The organism is Sphingorhabdus pulchriflava (assembly GCF_003367235.1).
In the GTDB taxonomy this organism is placed as follows: Bacteria; Pseudomonadota; Alphaproteobacteria; order Sphingomonadales; family Sphingomonadaceae; genus Sphingorhabdus_B; species Sphingorhabdus_B pulchriflava.
Genome location: NZ_QRGP01000002.1, coordinates 129297 through 144607, shown reverse-complemented (window position 1 = coordinate 144607; position 15311 = coordinate 129297). Strand labels below are relative to the sequence as shown.

Here is a 15311-nt window from a genome sequence, read left to right as displayed (position 1 = left end):
GCGGCAGGCATCGGCATAGGGGCGGCGATGACAGACGATATCCTCACTCGAATCGAAGGGCATGCAGGCGTTATCAGCCTGAATCGCCCGGGCGCGATCCATGCTTTGACGCTGCCTATGGTGCATGCGATGAGCCAGGCATTGCTGAAGTGGAAGGATTACGACGCGGTCAAATGCGTAATCATCGACCATGCCGAAGGGCGCGGTTTCTGTGCGGGCGGCGACATCGCTTTCCTGCGCAATTCTGCGCTCAACGACAATGGCGAGTCGGGCCGCAAATTCTTCCACGACGAATATCAATTGAACCATTTGCTGTTCACTTACCCAAAGCCGGTGGTCGCCTTCATGGACGGGATCACCATGGGTGGCGGCGTTGGCATCAGCCAGCCTGCACGGTTCCGCGTTGCGACCGAGAACACCCGCTTTGCCATGCCCGAAACCGGGATCGGCCTGTTCCCCGATGTGGGCGGTGGATGGTATCTGTCACGGCTTGAAGGGCGCGTCGGGCAATTCCTCGCGCTGACGGGCGCCCGGCTGGACGGTGCCGAATGCCTCGAGCTTGGATTGGCTACACATTATCTTTCCAGCGAGTCACTGGCCGAAGCTAAGGCACGGATTGCGACCGAGGATGTCGAACGTATCGACGGCATTTTGGGGACGCTATCGGCCACACCACCAGAGGCGCGGATTGTGAGCAACATCCTCACCATCAACCGGCATTTTGCGTCGGACCGCTATGAGGACATATTGGCGAGCCTTGAAGGCGACGACAGCGACTGGGCGATGAAGGAACTCGCCACGCTGCGCACCAAGAGCCCGCAGACCTGCAAGGTCGCACTCCGCCAATTGGCGACCAGCGCAAGCCTTGATGATTTCGCCGACAATATGCGCGTGGAGTATCGCATCGGCAGCCGCGTGCTTGTCCGCCCCGATTTTGCCGAAGGCGTGCGCGCGGTGATCGTCGACAAGGACAATGCCCCCAAATGGAATCCGGCCACGGCCGAAGGCGTGAGCGAAGAGTTGCTCGACGCCATCTTTGCGCCGCTGCCGACACAAGAAGAATGGAAACCGCTATGAGCTACGAAACCATCCTCGTCGAACAAAAGGGTGGCGTCACCCTGATCACGCTCAACCGCCCGCAGGCATTGAATGCGCTCAACAGTCAGGTGCTGGCCGACCTGACCGATGCCTTTGCCAAATTTGACGCTGATGACAGCCAGCGTTGTGCGGTCCTCACCGGAAGTGAAAAGGCCTTTGCTGCAGGGGCCGACATCAAGGAAATGTCGAGCCAGAGCTTTGCCGACATGTATGGTTCCAACTTCTTCGCGGGCTATGACCGCGTAACCGCAACGCGCAAACCCTGGATCGCAGCGGTTGCCGGTTGGGCACTCGGCGGCGGATGCGAACTCGCGATGATGGCAGACTTCATCATCGCCGCCGACAGCGCCAAATTCGGCCAGCCGGAAATCAAGCTGGCGGTCACCCCCGGCATGGGCGGGTCGCAACGCCTGACCCGCGCTGTGGGCAAGGCAAAGGCGATGGAAATGTGCCTCACCGGGCGCAATATGGATGCCGCCGAAGCCGAAAGCGCTGGTCTTGTTGCCCGCGTCGTGCCTGCGGCAGACCTCGTCGCGGAAGCCCTGAAATCAGCTGAAGCCATCGCCGGTATGGCCCCGCTGGCTGCCATCGCCGCCAAGGAAATGGTCAACGCCGCATTTGAAACCACGTTGCAGCAAGGCGTCGTCTTCGAACGCCGCCTGTTCCACGGCCTGTTCGGCAGCGAAGACCAGAAAGAGGGCATGGCCGCTTTCATCGAAAAGCGCCCGGGCAACTGGACCGGGCGCTAATCACTTCTTCACATCTGCCAGCGCAGCCGGACAAAGCCCGAACGCCCTGCGCCTGGCAGGCGCGCACCCAAGGCCACATCTGAGCCGCTGTTGCGATTATATCCGGCAAGATGTTCGACATAATATCTGTCGAACACATTCTCGATCCCGGCATCAAGGCGCAGTCCGTCACGGACCAGCCAGTGACCGAACAGGTTGAAGGTGACATAGCCCTTGCTGGGCAGCTCACTATTGGTCGCCGAGGTCTTTTGCTGTTTCGCAACCGCCAGCGCTTCCGCCGCCAGCGACCATCGCTCCGCCTCCCACGCCAGTGCGACACGGGCGCTGGCAGGCGCTATGCGATAGAGATTGTCCGATATGTCGCGTCGCTTTCCGCGAACATAGCTGGCAACGCCATCCAGTCGCAACGGGCCTGCAATCCTCGTTCCAAAAGCGATGTCGGCCCCGTAAATTTCGGCATCAACATTGGCAAAGCGTAACGGTGTCGGGTCACCGCTTGTTGCCGCCACCATTTCGACGGGCGTATCGAGCACGCCCGGCGTCGCATCAAAGGGCACGCCCTGGATGAAATCATCGAGCCGACGGTAATAAACCAGCGGGCGGGCATATGCGCTTTGGCCATTCCAATCCAGACCGGCCTCGGCCAGCCACGCTTTCTCGATCTTCAGCGAAGCTGTGCCGACATAGATGTTGCCATCGGCCAGCCCACCACTCGCCTCCGTGGGCAACCAGGAGAAGCGTTCAACCAGGCTTGGCGCTCGGGTTTTGCGGGCAATCGTCAGGCGGGGGGTGAGGCTGCCCAGATCAGCGGATAACCGCAAAGCCGCGTCGACCGAGGTGCCGATCCAGTCACGGTCGCTATTGGCAAAGGCGCGCGCCAGATTGGCTGGCCCCACCGGAACGCCGGGGCCGAAACGCGGCACTTGGGTGCTTGCGCCGTGCCGATCAAGCCGCACACCCAGTTCAGCATCGATCAGGCCCAGCGTCGTCCGTGCTTCGGCAAAAGCACCAATCCGATCGCTTTTGGCCCTATCGAGCGGGTGAATATAGAAGGCAGGTGCCAGGGGATTGTAGAGCATGAAGCCCTTATCGATCTGCTCGAAATCTGCACCAACCCGGATGTGCCGATCCGGTACGCCAAAGCGTAGCGATAGTCCGGCACCCAGGGTATCGGCATAGGTATCTGACTGACGTGTGGCCGCAACCGCCGGCGCAGGGCGCTGGTCAAAATTGTTCATCCGGTGTTCGACACCCGCATAGGCAATATGCATCTCCAGCGTCAGATTTTCGGCGAGTTCGCCCTCGAATCCGGCGCGCAGGAAATCGGTGTGGAAATAGATGATGTCCATCGCAAAGGGCGGATTACCCGAGCGCCCGGTATCTTGCCGCCGATACTCAAGCGACAGCTCTCCGGGTCCAGCCTTGAACCCCGCATGCACACCATAGACGGCGCGCTCATACCCCGTTCCGCCCACGCGGCCACCCGGAAAGCGCGTGTCATCGCCTTTTTCATAGGACGCGATCGCGCCAATCCGGATGCGGTCGTTGGCGAGGCCTGCCATGCCGCCAACCGCAACGCTTTCATCGACACGGCGATATTGCGCCGAAACGTCAACTTGCGGGGCCAAGGCCCCCGCCTTGCCAAAGCCCGACTGTTTAAGTACCGCATTGACGCCGCCGCCAAGCCCCGGCCCGTCGCGTACCGGCGCGGTGCCGCGCGCGATTTCAACGCGTTCAATCAGCGCCATCGGCGCATAGTGCATCGCCGGGTCCATCGCATTCGGCCCCCCGGTAGCAAAATGCTGCCCGTTTATGCGCAGCAGGATGCGCTCGCCAAATAGCCCGCGCATCTGCACCTGTCCCGATAGCGCACCATTGTCGACCAGCGCCATCCCTGGCTGGCGCGCGATAAACGCGGCCGCATCGGGGCCAGTGGCTAACTCCTCCTCCGCCTCACGATCCAGTTCGAGTGGCGTGGTGCGCTGGGCGGAAACGACGATCAAATAGTCATCCGCATTGTCGGTGGCAGACTGTGCATAGGCAGCAGGGCCCGTCGACACCGCCAGAAAGGCAGCGCCCAGATAAAGTATGTTTTTCATTTCGATTTCTTTCGGAAAAATGGATTTCAGCCGACCAGCATCCGCAGCTTATCCAGCGCGGTGCTCTCGGCCTCGTGATGGTCGATGATCGATGACAGATGGCCTTGCGCATCCATCAGGAAGACACCAGCCGTGTGGTCGATGGTGTAATCTCCACCGGGCTTCGCAGGATCGAGCGGAACCTTCTTCACATAGACGCCAAAGCCTTTGCGGATTTGCGCCAGTTGCGCGTCGGTTCCGGTGGCTGCGATGATCGGCGTATCGAACAGTTCTACATAGCTACCGATATCAGCGGGCTTGTCACGCGCCGGATCGACCGAAACGAAGACGATGTTGAACTTGTCGCCATCCTTGCCAAGCTGCTTGCGCCATAGCGCCATCCGCGACAGCGTCGTCGGGCAGACATCGGGGCAGCGGGTGAAACCGAAAAAGATCGCATAGGGTTTCCCGGCGAGGCTTTGCTCGGTCAAAACCGAGCCATCGGCCCCCGTCAGTTCAAACGGCCCGCCAAAGGGCATCTTGGCGGCAACAGGCGTCTGTTTGTCTGCGCCGCTGCCTTCGAGACCGAAATAAAGCAAAGCCCCCAGCAACGCGGCGACCGCCGCCATCAGCCAAAGCAGTTTGCGAATGGCGGCGATCCCGCCAGCTGGCATGTCATCAATGTCCGGCATGGCCAGCCTCCATCGGCGCGGCGGAGCCTACGGGTTGGACGGCAAAGCTGACCTTGACCGAGCCTGCTTTCTGGAATTTCAGCATCGCCGGAATCTGGCCACCCTTTTTGAAGGGCTGCTTCAATCCGATGAACATGATGTGCAGTCCGCCGGGTTTCAGCTCGACCGTCTGACCGGCCGGAATTGTGATGCCGTCTTTCAACTGGCGCATCTTCATCACCCCGCCGTCCATGCTCATCGTGTGAATCTGCACTTCGGCGGCGAATGGCGAACTTGCCGACACCAGCCGGTCAGCGGTCTTGCCGTTATTGCGGATGTTCAGGAACCCACCGCCAACACTTTGCGTAGCGGCTGTTTCGCGGGTCCAGGGGTGGCCAATGGCTATTTTTCCTATGGTAAAATTGTGGGCCAAGACGGGGGTGGCGAGCACGGGCACTACCAGCCCGGCAAGCAGGGATGCTCTTTTGAACTTCATGAAAATTACTCCGGATAGGCCGATACACGCCGCATGGGCGGATCAGCCAGACTGACTATTCAGGTGTGAAAGGTCAGGCTTGTACCGGAGGACCACGCAATGGCGGACGCAGATGATGGGCAATCGCAAGCGAGAGACGCGGCGCTGGTGCCAGCCCGATCAGAAGCAGGATGGCAAGCGCCAGAACCAGTAGCGGCGCGTCGACCCCCGCGGTCGACGCGACAGACAGAGCAGAATAGGCGCAACCCTTGCCCGATTGGGCATGATCGACCTTACCGCCATTGCTTCCATTCTCTACCGAAACGGTGACAGTGCGCGTCTGCATCTCGCCACTGCCATCGGCGCAGATGGCAACGGTAAAGCTCTTGCTGGTTGGCGCGAGCATAAATCCTGCAGGAAGCATGGCCTTGACCAGCAACGCCATGACGACCAGCATCATCGCCAGCCGGGCATAGGTTTGCATAAGAGTCCGCCATCGGGCCATGGGCGGGCGGATAGGCGCGTGGAGCTATGTTGTCACGATAGAAATGGCCTATCTCGATTGCGCTTTTGGCAACCAACAGCCACTCGGCGTGCGTCGCTTTGCTATTGAGACAGCAAACCAGCACAGGGCTTGTCTTGCGCCGTGCACACTGGTAAGCGCCCGCCGGTCGCCGCTTTAGCTCAGTTGGTAGAGCACATCATTCGTAATGATGGGGTCACGTGTTCGAGTCACGTAAGCGGCACCAGCCCTTTCAGAAGGGAAATCCCGAAGATACAGCGGAAAGGCGTTATAAAAGGCAACGCCCGTGGGTACTGCTTGGGACGCTATGGCGGATTGCCTATCCCTGTATTGGATGGATATCTATCGCCAACTGGTTCGTGTCGATGCCGTTGGCGCCGGGCAGAATGGAAACCGGCCGAGTTTGCATCTTTGGTCCAGATTCGCGGCTAAGCACTGCACGCCCCGAACCGTCGAGGACAATTACTTCGCCTCCCACTTGAACTGTCGCACCGCGCAGCGATCCCGGCGCATAGGCCATTACCAGTTCATAGCCGCCGGATGCATTGCAATATTCTCTGACATTACCCAGCGAAATGCGACCTGAAGATGTTTCCAAGCCGGGAAGGCCTTCATATTGGACCGAGCAATGCACCGGGACGACAAGTCGCAGGTTCAAGCTAGCTGTTGAATTGGCAAGTACCACTGATGGCGTCGCAGCCAAAGCAAGAGCAGCTGAGCCAATGAAGAATTTTCCGAACATTCGCTATCCTTTCCGATAGGCAATGTGAATTGCATCGGAGATAGCGGTTTGCAGCTAAGTTAGGGTTTTCCGGCGTGGCTAATGACGCATTAACGATTGGAGGCGATCGCCCCTTATCGCGCTGTCACCGAAATCGATATGACATCGCTATATGTTCCCGCACGCTTATCAGAGACATCGCCGATCAGGAATTGGATGGGCAAGCTGTCTCGTTTGAAGCCCGAACCGCCCGGCCCGGCCAGCATGCTTGCGCCATTCAAGTTGATGCTATTCCCGCCAATTGCAACAGAATAGGGTATGGACCAATCGCTCGCACCCAAGCGCAACTTCCCCGAATTGGCAGATGACACGCTGATGTCATATTCGCCAGTACTGCTAACACGAAGCTGCAGGGGCACTGGCGCAACCCCCGGACGCAGTTCGCCCAGATCAACAACGGCCTGGCCGTCATTCATCGAGTACGCGCCGGTAAGGCCGATACGAGCTGATGGCAGAACGGTCATCCCGACAACAACCGGCGCGCCGCCAAGCGAGCGAAACTGCCCGTCAAGCGCCTCTAGCGTCAAATCTTGCGTGAAAGTACCGGAATCGCGGATATCATCCAGATCGGCCGCCAGTTTGTAAAGTATCGAGCGCGATTCCCTCGGCTTGAGGACCATCTCCCGTCCCGAAGGATTTCGTTGCGACCTTCCGGCACGTGGCGTGACGTCCAGCGATTCCGTCAGGTTGATCAGAGCATAGCGAATGGGCTTACCGGTTCCCTTGGAGAGGCCAAACGGCGGTTGACGCATCTCAAACACGGGTGTGAAGCGACAGTCGGCGTTGCCTTCATTGACAATCATTGCGCTGAACGTGCCTTCAGCGATCTGTTCGCTGAATGGATCGATGCCGTTGATCATCCAGCTGGCCGGGCTGGCCGTGACGCGGAGCTGACACTGCGCCGATGAGGTAACCGGCGATTGAGCATGGGCTTGTGCTGCCAACAGCGAAATTCCGAAAAGAAAAAGCGAACGGAACATGTGGTTCTCCTATTTCGGTGCAGTTGGCCGGACAAAGCCGAGATCGACCAATCCAGCGGTGTCCGATGGGACAGCAAATTCAAACCCATGGTTGATGGTGCCATTGGGTCCGTATGTTTCAACCAGATATCGCCGACCGGGCAACAGATTGGCGATAGCGAAGCGACCTATCGAGTTGGTGAAGAACGGTATGGGCTGCGGATTTTCGCCCTCTTTGAGGTCCAGCAGGGTAACACGACCACCGATCAGCGATACCGGTTTTCCTGCGGCAAGCTCCAGCGTTCCTGTCGCACTGGCAAAAGCATCGGTACCAATGCGTGCCGCGAATCCGCTTTTATAGGCCGGGCGTACCCGGAACACGCCCGGGCCGATATCATAACCGGTCGGCGGGTCTTCAACATCATATTGTACCGATTGGGTCGTATAGGATCCAAGGAAGTTGTTGACAGCAGCGCCCAATGCTCCACTTTTGCCGATATAGTTGTTTTGCGCGAGCGATTGTCCGGCGACTACGCTGCGTTTGCCGAGATTTTCGTGACCCTTGAGCAGCATGAAGCTGTCATTGATGCGGCGACCGACGCCGAACATGCCGTCGGCAAAAGCCAATGTGGTGCCAAATCGAACCGAAGTAGCATTCACTGCACCAAAATCGGAAATCGACGGCCCAAAGCTTGCATGGCTGATTGAGGCATCGAAGCGGTTGGCAGAATAAGCCGCATAGCCCTGCGCGCGGGCGTTACCATCCTGCCGCGCCAGCAAGCCGCCGAATCCGACGCTATTCAGCTGATTGAGACCGCTTTGGTTGTATGACAATTCCTGCAAATCGTCGCGGCTTTCGTAGCGCGCTTCAGCACGGCGGCGGTAATCGGGCTGGAATGAAATGCCTATGCTGACGCTGAAGCCTCCACCACGTGATGCGGCGGACGGATACTTGGCGTAGTCGACGCCTGCCCTGAATGTCCATTCCCGATTCAGGCGGTAATATCCAGTGGTGCCTATGCGGTAACTGTCGTTCAATCCGTTGCGACCCTTCAGATAGGTTGCCGTCGTTGACGTAAGGAAACGCAAATCGAACTGTCGCGAATACTGTGCCGAAAGCGAGACAGAAGTCGTGTTGATACCGTCAAGATTGCCTAACGTCGCGAATCTGGGTGATACATAGTCTGCGCGCAAAGTGAGGCTGTCTGAAAGTCCACTTCGGTCGATCAAATGTTCGTAGCTTATACCACCGGCAAATCCCTGCCCGGCTCGCTTCGAGTTACTCGCCGCGCCGTCCATTAACAGTCGACCGCCATTGGGCAGGATGAACTGCGTTTGCCCGGTCAAGGTCTGCACATTCTTGCTTGCCTGCAAGCCCACACCGATAGCTGGACGGTTCAGAAAAGCTTTGCGGAAAAACCCGCTGAAAGCGACCGGGCCCTTATAATCTGGAGCTCTACCAAAGCGGCTGCTCGTAGGGCCCAGAAAGGCGCCATATTCATAGTCACCCGGATCAAGGTCGATCGGATCCAGATATTGCTGATAGGACAGATTTTGAACCGCACCGCTAGTGTCGGTAACCTGTATGTCGACATCATTGCTACCCGCTATCAACGGAAGCGAGCTGAAGTCATATCGGCCTGGTTGAAGCCGGAGTTCGCGGTAAAGAGCGCCGTTGCGCAAGAATCGGACCGTCGATTCGCGTTGCAAAATCAACTGGCGATCCGATTGAAGGACAGCGGAACGAAATGTATTGAACCGACGTTTCTGGCGAAGGACTCCAGCCCCGCCCATCGACACGAATGATTGCTGTCCGCGAATCTCTGGATCGAGATCGCCCGCAAACCAGCGGCGATACTTTTCGGGTTCATCATATACAAAGCGGGCATAGTTGCGCGTAAGCTTATACTCGTCCCCGGAAATTCCGAACCGCTCGCCAAGCTGCATATCACCTTCGAAAACGAAGTTCCCAACCCGCACGGCACCATCGATATTTATCGTGGGGCGCTGGGCCTTACTTTCTTCCCAGATATAAGTCTCGGTTGCACTGAAGTTGATATAGGATGAGAATTTGGCCAGTTGCAGGGTGATATCGTTTTCGTCATCCTGCGGCGGGGCAAACAGATTTTGCACTGCGCGCCTTTCAGGCTCCACTTCGACCACGACCACAGCGAGCGTACTTGGATCATAGGTCAGCTCTACCCCGGTTTGGGCAAGATCATCAGGGCCGAACTGCGGCAAAGGTTGTAGCTTGGTGGAAAGCTCGATCTGCGCAGCGTCATTGAGCACTGGCTTCATCAAGCGGACAAACGCTTCGGATTCGAGCAAAAACCGGTCATCGGCCGTCAATCGCATCGGAATTTCGCCCAGACTGCGGTTGAGGAAGGTCAGCGGCACCGTCATGTCGATATCGCGGTTATAGGGATTTATGTCGGGCCTTCCATGCGGTCCCAATGGTATTTGGGGTTCGGTTGATTCCGGAGGGGATGGCGACCTATTGGGCAGGGGTATGGTTGTTTGGGTTGCGCTGGCGTCAGGTGAAGGAGGTTGCGGGGCTGGCGTCCGCGGTAGTGGTATCGTCGCCTGCGCACCCCCGGCGATCGACGGCGTCGCAAGAAATGCCAGCGAGGAAAGGACGTAACTTAACGTCATTGCTGGAATGAAAGCTTGATCGGGCCCGGCCCGAAACCCGGTATGGGGAGTCGAAAGGTGCGTTCGCCCATCGCCGGTACATAGCCGGTGCCGACCACGCGATTGAGTTCCTCGGGGGACACATCGACGCGAAGCCACTTGCCTTCCGCGTCAGTCCCTTCAAACTGCCAACCGAAATTGGACATCATCGCATGGCGGCGGCCACTATTGCGCAACGTGACTTCAACACCATCCTGCAAGGGCGGCTTGTCTGTAGCGCCGGGTAGCGCTGGCGGCTGGTAATTGACCTGCTTGACGCCGGCAGCTTTCACCTCTGGTTTAGCCCCGGGAGGCGCAACGACAACCAGCGCGCGCATATTGTAAAGAATCTGGACTTGAGCGCCGACTGAATCGGCGCTTCCTGGTTCGAAAGGAACAGGCAATTGCTCGACCGAAACATAATAAGCCTGTGACGCGGCGAGCTCGGCATCGCCAACCCATTGCAGCCGAATTACCTGGCGACCACCCGCAGGTAATGCTCCTTGCGGCGGGAACACTAGAAACTGGTCATCAGCGGGCGTTTCCGTCACAACACCGTCTTTGTCGATTTCCATCCGAAAAACCCTGGTTTGGTAGGCAAGCTTTCCGGCATTGATGTTTTGAACTTCGACGCGCGCAATGGCTTTGCTACCGCGCGATTCCATCTCGACCACCATGGGGGAAACCCGCATCGCAATGGCCGGTGTGACGATCATCACAATCGCAGCCAGTACCGCCAGCACAGCACGGATGTTACGCCGAAGCGCCGCTACGAAGAACATTCTGTTGCCCCCTGATACATTTTTTCGACTATTTGGTATTCGTGAAGAAAGGGGAAAGATTTCTCCTCCCCCTCGCTTCAAAGTTTACGCTTGGACTTAAAGCGCAGTCAGCGTCAGTGTGGCTGTATCGCTGTATGCACCAGCGACCAGGCCCTTTGCGGTGATCGCAGGAGCAACAAAGTCGATGTCCATAGCGGAACGCCATGCACCCTGTTGCAGGGCACCATTTGCAGCAGTGGTGGCCACGTTCAGCGTCTGACCCGAACCCGCAGCCACAGTGTTCACCGGAACACCGGTCCACGATGCATTCACGCTGTACGGGATGTTCTTTTGGAACTGGTTGCTGTCATAGCCGCTGGTGGTCGGATTGACCATGCCGCTGGTGCCATTGGCTTTCACGATCTTGACTTCATTGTTGAAGTTGCAGCCGGCGGTCAGTGTGTCGACAGCTGCTACAGCAGGGCCAACCATTTCGAAGGCACTGCTTACATTTTCATTGTTACCGGTGCGAACACCGATCACGCCGAAGTCCAAAGTGGTCGCTGCCGAGCTGTTACCTGCATAGAAAGAACAGTCCTTCTGGACGGTTCCAGAAAGGCTGAACGCAACGGTTACAACCGGGGTTGCGGGGGTCGTGTTTGGCAATGCACCGGCAATTGCAGTGTAGCGAGTGCCAATGCCGCCCAAGAGAGCAAGTTCGTTAGCAGCCGTCCCAATGAGCTGAAAGCCGGTCGGGTTAGTTTGAGTAAAGGGGCCACCGGCATAGTGTAACTGCGCCGTCTGTGCCGAAGCAGGCGAAGCAATCGCCATCAGTGCTGCGGTTGCAGCAGTGCCCAAAAGAAACTTCTTCATAGCTTTCTTCCTTCATTTCTGCCGGTTCCGGTTTCCCGTACGCGGCGTCTATTCGCATCGTGAGAGTCGCACGCCGCTGGGACATCGATGCCTGCCCCATTGGCTTATTCTTCGCCCGTGGAATTGCCCCCCGGACGAAACTCAAATCGGAGTCACGGTGATCGTGATCGTCTCCGAATATTCGCCTGCCAGCAGCCCGGCCTCGCCACTGGGCGTTCCCAGTTCGACCGAGAGCAGCATATTGTCGGTCGCAATGCCGCCGTTGCTGGAAATGACCCCGCCAGACAGCAGCTGGCGGCTGTCGAATGTGCGGCTGACCATCTGGACTGCGGGATGCCGAACCGGCATTTGTACACCCAGGGTATAGGGGAGCTGGCCGCCAAAGGGGCCCTGTCCGCGTGGCATAGACGCGTGGGTAAGTGCGCCGTTTGCACTCTTGATGGTCATATTGAATGGTAGGTTGCAACTGAAGGCAACGGGCGTTCTGATGCCGAGCCCACGCCGTTCCAGATCGCCAAAATCCAAATCGGCAATTGCACCGATCGCGCATTGCGCCGGAATCGTGCCGTTGACAGCAATATCGATAGACCGAGCACTTTGTACTTCGCCTGCAAAAGCAGGCACCGACACAAGCGCAGCTACGCAGGCAAGCAGAAAGCCCCGCATGACACCCCCTTTTCGCGCCTCGCCTCTTCGTTATTTTTTTCGAAGCTTCAGCGTTGATAGATGGGAGTCACGACCCGACTCACCCCCGTTAGTTAACAAGGTGTTAATAGGCCTTTTGGGGTATTTCTAGACCTAAAGTTTTATTCCATGTGACATATTTGCCTTTGCGTAAATTGACGTGGCGTTACAAATCCCCGGAATTCCGCGGCTTTCGTGAACTGGCGATTGACTGTCCAGCGAATGCGCCAAGGCTAATTGTACTGTTTAAGGACACTTTCAGGCTTCGACCAAAAGAAATTCATTAACTCATGTGCGCAGATCGAATGCTGATTTTGATGGAGTTAGCGGTCAATGATAGCAGCTTTGAAAGTTAACGGTGCAATTCTGCTTTTCGCCGAGTTTAGGAACCTAATGGGTCTTGGCGTTTAGCTTCAACTTTGCCTCCCGAAATGCTTCGATTTTCTGGGCTTCTCAGAACGCGTTGGTCATATTCGTAATGATGGCGTCATGTGTTCGAGTCACGTAAGCGGCACCAGCTTCCTCAAAAACGCATTGCATTAGCCAGTTGCAATCATTTGGGCGCGATTTGTATGCTCCATTTCTGCATGGAACCGATTTTTCGGGGCCGAACATGCTGCCCCTAGTTTGCGCAAGAAATGTCAAATCTGCGAACAACGCCATCTAAAGCAAAGTCACGTAATCGTCCCTAACACCTCCAACACTGGCGTAGGAGCGCCATATGGAGGAGGAGAGGATGAGGGGATTTTCGCAAGGGATAACTGCGCTTGCTGCATTGCTGGCGTCGACATCAACAACAGCTCTGGCGCAGGAAACTTCTGATGGCGCAAACAATGATGACGAAATCGTCGTTACTGCCCAGCGCCGGGAACAATCACTGCTCGATGTGCCACTTGCCGTTTCGGCATTGGGCGGCGACGATCTGGCGCAAAAGGGTATCGACAATTCGTCCGAACTGGCTGCAGCCGTTCCCAACCTTCAGATAAACAGCCCGTTCGGCAACACCCAGCCCAATTTCTCACTTCGCGGAATCGGCGTTGCCAATGAGTATAATTCAAACCAGGCTTCGCCCGTCGGTGTTTATATCGACGATGTTTATCTCGCCCCGCGCACCAGCCATGGCATGGGGCTGTTCGATCTTGACCGGATTGAAGTGCTGCGTGGGCCGCAAGGCACGCTGTTCGGACGGAACACAACCGGCGGTGCCGTCAATTTCATCACCCGGAAACCGTCGCTTAGCGGTTCCAACGGCTATGTTGAACTGGGCTATGGCAATTTTGATGCATTCACTGGCAAGGCTGCCGTCGAAACCACGTTGAGTGAAGACAGTATCGGCCTTCGGCTCGCAGTGAATTATGCCAAGAGCGATGGACAGATGAAAAACCTGTTCGCCGGCGGACGCGACCCCAATTCGGTCGACACATTGCAAGGCCGTGCAACATTGCGCATCAAGCCCGGCGATGGCGGTCTCGACATCGTTCTAAAAGCCTATGGCGGACGCGACCGTGGCACGCAGGCCGGGGTACATGGGCTCGGCGCCTTCCGCACCGGACTGGGCTTTTTCGAGACAAATGAAAGCCGCGTCGGAGACAACAATACCGATGCCTGGGGTTTTTCTGGAACGGTCGGCGTCGATCTGTCCGAAGCGGTTCGTCTGACATCAATCACATCCTATGATGGCGGCAAGCAGGATTTGCAGCAGGCAGCCGATGGCTCACCGCTCGATATTCTCGACATCACCTGGCAATCGAAATACCGCCAATTCAGTCAGGAAATGCGGCTCAACTATAGCAGCGATACGCTCAATCTGGTCGGCGGAGTATTTTATGGCTGGGACCGGAACATTACCGACAACCAGTTCAACCTGCCGCTCCCGCCCGCAGGCGGTTTCTATCAGCATTATAGGCAAGTGCGGAAATCCTATGCGGTCTTTGCGCAGGGTGACATCAACCTGACAGACCAACTCGTGCTGACAGTGGGCGCCCGCTACACCAAGGACAAATCGCGTTATGATGATGCTTTCGCTTTCCTGTTCCTTGGAACGGTTGATGATGCACCAACGCCGATTGCAACGACCGTACCTTGTGCGACACCTGCTGGCACCTGTGCCTATGATCCTGCCGCGAGGATCGCATTGCGCGATACCAATAATGCGCTGACGGGGCGCATCGCGCTCAGCTACACTCTTCCCGATGACAGTTTGCTCTACGCCAGTTTCAACCGGGGCTATCGCGCCGGGGCGGTCAATGGTGGCGGCTACACCTCGTCAGCTGGCATCAGCTATATCGAGCCTGAAAGAGTCAACGCCTATGAACTGGGCTTCAAGGGTCGCTATTTCGACCGGGTTTTGACGCTGGCAGCTGCGCTGTTCTACTATGACTACACTAACCAGCAGCTACAGGATACGCGGCCCGGGCCGGTCTCCTTCCTGGTCAACACGCCCAAGTCCGAAGTCTATGGTGCAGAGCTGGAAGCGACAGTCAAACCGTCTGACGGCTTTTCACTCAACTTTGCGCTCGGCCTTTTGCAAACCAAGTATAAAGAGCTGACCCTTCAGGGTACTGATCTGTCCGGCAATGACCTTCCCTTCTCGCCAAAGCTGACGGCACAGGCTGGCTTTGACTGGGATGTGGCGGAACTGGGAGGCGGAAAGCTGACCTTCTCGCCCAATGTGAACTACGCAAGTCGGCAATATTTCTCACCGTTCAATACGATCAACGCCGTCGGCTCGCCACAGGTCAATTCGGAGCTGCAGCAAAAGGGATTTGCAAAGGTCAACGCTTCGCTCGGCTGGTCGAATGACAGTTTCACCGTGCGAGCGTGGGGGAACAATCTGTTCAACAAAAAGGTCTATGGCTACGGCCTCGATCTTCGTGGCGCAGGCTTTCCTTACAACTTCCTCGTGCCCGGCGCACCGCGCACTTATGGAATCTCGGTACGCGCCGCCTTCTGATGTATCCGATGCGTCGCCTTGCTTCCATCTTGCGTT

General features: G+C 57.2%; 13 protein-coding genes and 1 tRNA gene. 4 read left to right on the top strand and 10 right to left on the bottom strand.

Going from position 1 to position 15311, the window contains the following annotated elements; genetic code table 11:
• Positions 1–27 precede the first annotated feature (27 nt).
• Together DXH95_RS11435 and DXH95_RS11430 are read left to right on the top strand one after the other, a co-directional pair.
• The gene (locus tag DXH95_RS11435; RefSeq protein ID WP_115549670.1) at positions 28–1077 is read left to right on the top strand and encodes an enoyl-CoA hydratase/isomerase family protein; all 1050 of its coding nucleotides are present in this window, start codon (positions 28–30) and stop codon (positions 1075–1077) included.
• Positions 1074–1847 (top strand): enoyl-CoA hydratase, encoded by a 774-nt coding sequence (locus DXH95_RS11430; RefSeq protein WP_115550154.1) that lies wholly within the window; start codon positions 1074–1076, stop codon positions 1845–1847. Before DXH95_RS11435 ends, DXH95_RS11430 begins: the two co-directional genes overlap by 4 nt.
• Before the next feature lie 8 nt (positions 1848–1855).
• On the opposite strand, the gene DXH95_RS11425 is transcribed toward DXH95_RS11430, so the two are convergent.
• The 4 genes from DXH95_RS11425 to DXH95_RS11410 form a co-directional block, all read right to left on the bottom strand.
• Positions 1856–3946, bottom strand: coding sequence for a TonB-dependent receptor plug domain-containing protein (locus DXH95_RS11425; RefSeq protein WP_115549669.1), 2091 nt, complete (start codon positions 3944–3946; stop codon positions 1856–1858).
• 26 nt (positions 3947–3972) lie between these two features.
• Positions 3973–4617 carry an SCO family protein gene (locus DXH95_RS11420; protein ID WP_115549668.1) on the bottom strand — a complete coding sequence of 215 codons (645 nt, stop codon included), beginning with the start codon at positions 4615–4617 and terminating at the stop codon, positions 3973–3975.
• Positions 4604–5092: a copper chaperone PCu(A)C gene (locus tag DXH95_RS11415; RefSeq protein WP_115549667.1), complete on the bottom strand. Its 489-nt coding sequence runs from the start codon at positions 5090–5092 to the stop codon at positions 4604–4606. Before DXH95_RS11415 ends, DXH95_RS11420 begins: the two co-directional genes overlap by 14 nt.
• A 73-nt stretch (positions 5093–5165) precedes the next feature.
• Positions 5166–5555: a hypothetical protein gene (locus tag DXH95_RS11410; RefSeq protein ID WP_115549666.1), complete on the bottom strand. Its 390-nt coding sequence runs from the start codon at positions 5553–5555 to the stop codon at positions 5166–5168.
• Positions 5556–5744: 189 nt separating this feature from the next.
• On the opposite strand from DXH95_RS11410, the gene DXH95_RS11405 reads away from it, so the two are divergent.
• Positions 5745–5820: transfer RNA gene (locus DXH95_RS11405), tRNA-Thr, on the top strand.
• 93 nt (positions 5821–5913) lie between these two features.
• On the opposite strand, the gene DXH95_RS11400 is transcribed toward DXH95_RS11405, so the two are convergent.
• From DXH95_RS11400 to DXH95_RS11375, 6 genes are all read right to left on the bottom strand, one after another.
• Positions 5914–6252: a hypothetical protein gene (locus DXH95_RS11400; RefSeq protein WP_115550153.1), complete on the bottom strand. Its 339-nt coding sequence runs from the start codon at positions 6250–6252 to the stop codon at positions 5914–5916.
• Between the two features lie 197 nt (positions 6253–6449).
• Positions 6450–7355 carry a hypothetical protein gene (locus DXH95_RS16235; RefSeq protein WP_239016628.1) on the bottom strand — a complete coding sequence of 302 codons (906 nt, stop codon included), beginning with the start codon at positions 7353–7355 and terminating at the stop codon, positions 6450–6452.
• Between the two features lie 9 nt (positions 7356–7364).
• On the bottom strand, positions 7365–9737 hold the full coding sequence (locus DXH95_RS11390; RefSeq protein ID WP_239016627.1) for a fimbria/pilus outer membrane usher protein: 2373 nt from the start codon (positions 9735–9737) through the stop codon (positions 7365–7367).
• 245 nt (positions 9738–9982) lie between these two features.
• Entirely contained in the window at positions 9983–10786 is an 804-nt protein-coding gene (locus tag DXH95_RS11385; RefSeq protein ID WP_115549664.1) for a fimbrial biogenesis chaperone, read from the bottom strand.
• 96 nt (positions 10787–10882) lie between these two features.
• Positions 10883–11638: a hypothetical protein gene (locus tag DXH95_RS11380; RefSeq protein ID WP_115549663.1), complete on the bottom strand. Its 756-nt coding sequence runs from the start codon at positions 11636–11638 to the stop codon at positions 10883–10885.
• Positions 11639–11779: 141 nt separating this feature from the next.
• Positions 11780–12304: a fimbrial protein gene (locus tag DXH95_RS11375; protein ID WP_115549662.1), complete on the bottom strand. Its 525-nt coding sequence runs from the start codon at positions 12302–12304 to the stop codon at positions 11780–11782.
• A 754-nt stretch (positions 12305–13058) separates the two neighbouring features.
• Between DXH95_RS11375 and DXH95_RS11370 the strand changes: the two genes are divergently transcribed.
• Positions 13059–15275: a TonB-dependent receptor gene (locus tag DXH95_RS11370; RefSeq protein ID WP_181883660.1), complete on the top strand. Its 2217-nt coding sequence runs from the start codon at positions 13059–13061 to the stop codon at positions 15273–15275.
• Positions 15276–15311: the final 36 nt, after the last annotated feature.

Excerpts from the sequence above, each read along its gene's own strand:
- DXH95_RS11380 (WP_115549663.1), bottom strand. The coding sequence starts at position 11,638 with ATGAAGAAGTTTCTTTTGGGCACTGCTGCAACCGCAGCACTGATGGCG.
- DXH95_RS11430 (WP_115550154.1), top strand. The coding sequence starts at position 1,074 with ATGAGCTACGAAACCATCCTCGTCGAACAAAAGGGTGGCGTCACCCTG.
- DXH95_RS11390 (WP_239016627.1), bottom strand. The coding sequence starts at position 9,737 with ATGACGGTGCCGCTGACCTTCCTCAACCGCAGTCTGGGCGAAATTCCG.
- DXH95_RS11370 (WP_181883660.1), top strand. The coding sequence starts at position 13,059 with ATGAGGGGATTTTCGCAAGGGATAACTGCGCTTGCTGCATTGCTGGCG.
- DXH95_RS16235 (WP_239016628.1), bottom strand. The coding sequence starts at position 7,355 with ATGTTCCGTTCGCTTTTTCTTTTCGGAATTTCGCTGTTGGCAGCACAA.
- DXH95_RS11425 (WP_115549669.1), bottom strand. The coding sequence starts at position 3,946 with ATGAAAAACATACTTTATCTGGGCGCTGCCTTTCTGGCGGTGTCGACG.
- DXH95_RS11375 (WP_115549662.1), bottom strand. The coding sequence starts at position 12,304 with ATGCGGGGCTTTCTGCTTGCCTGCGTAGCTGCGCTTGTGTCGGTGCCT.
- DXH95_RS11435 (WP_115549670.1), top strand. The coding sequence starts at position 28 with ATGACAGACGATATCCTCACTCGAATCGAAGGGCATGCAGGCGTTATC.
- DXH95_RS11420 (WP_115549668.1), bottom strand. The coding sequence starts at position 4,617 with ATGCCGGACATTGATGACATGCCAGCTGGCGGGATCGCCGCCATTCGC.
- DXH95_RS11415 (WP_115549667.1), bottom strand. The coding sequence starts at position 5,092 with ATGAAGTTCAAAAGAGCATCCCTGCTTGCCGGGCTGGTAGTGCCCGTG.
- DXH95_RS11410 (WP_115549666.1), bottom strand. The coding sequence starts at position 5,555 with ATGCAAACCTATGCCCGGCTGGCGATGATGCTGGTCGTCATGGCGTTG.
- DXH95_RS11385 (WP_115549664.1), bottom strand. The coding sequence starts at position 10,786 with ATGTTCTTCGTAGCGGCGCTTCGGCGTAACATCCGTGCTGTGCTGGCG.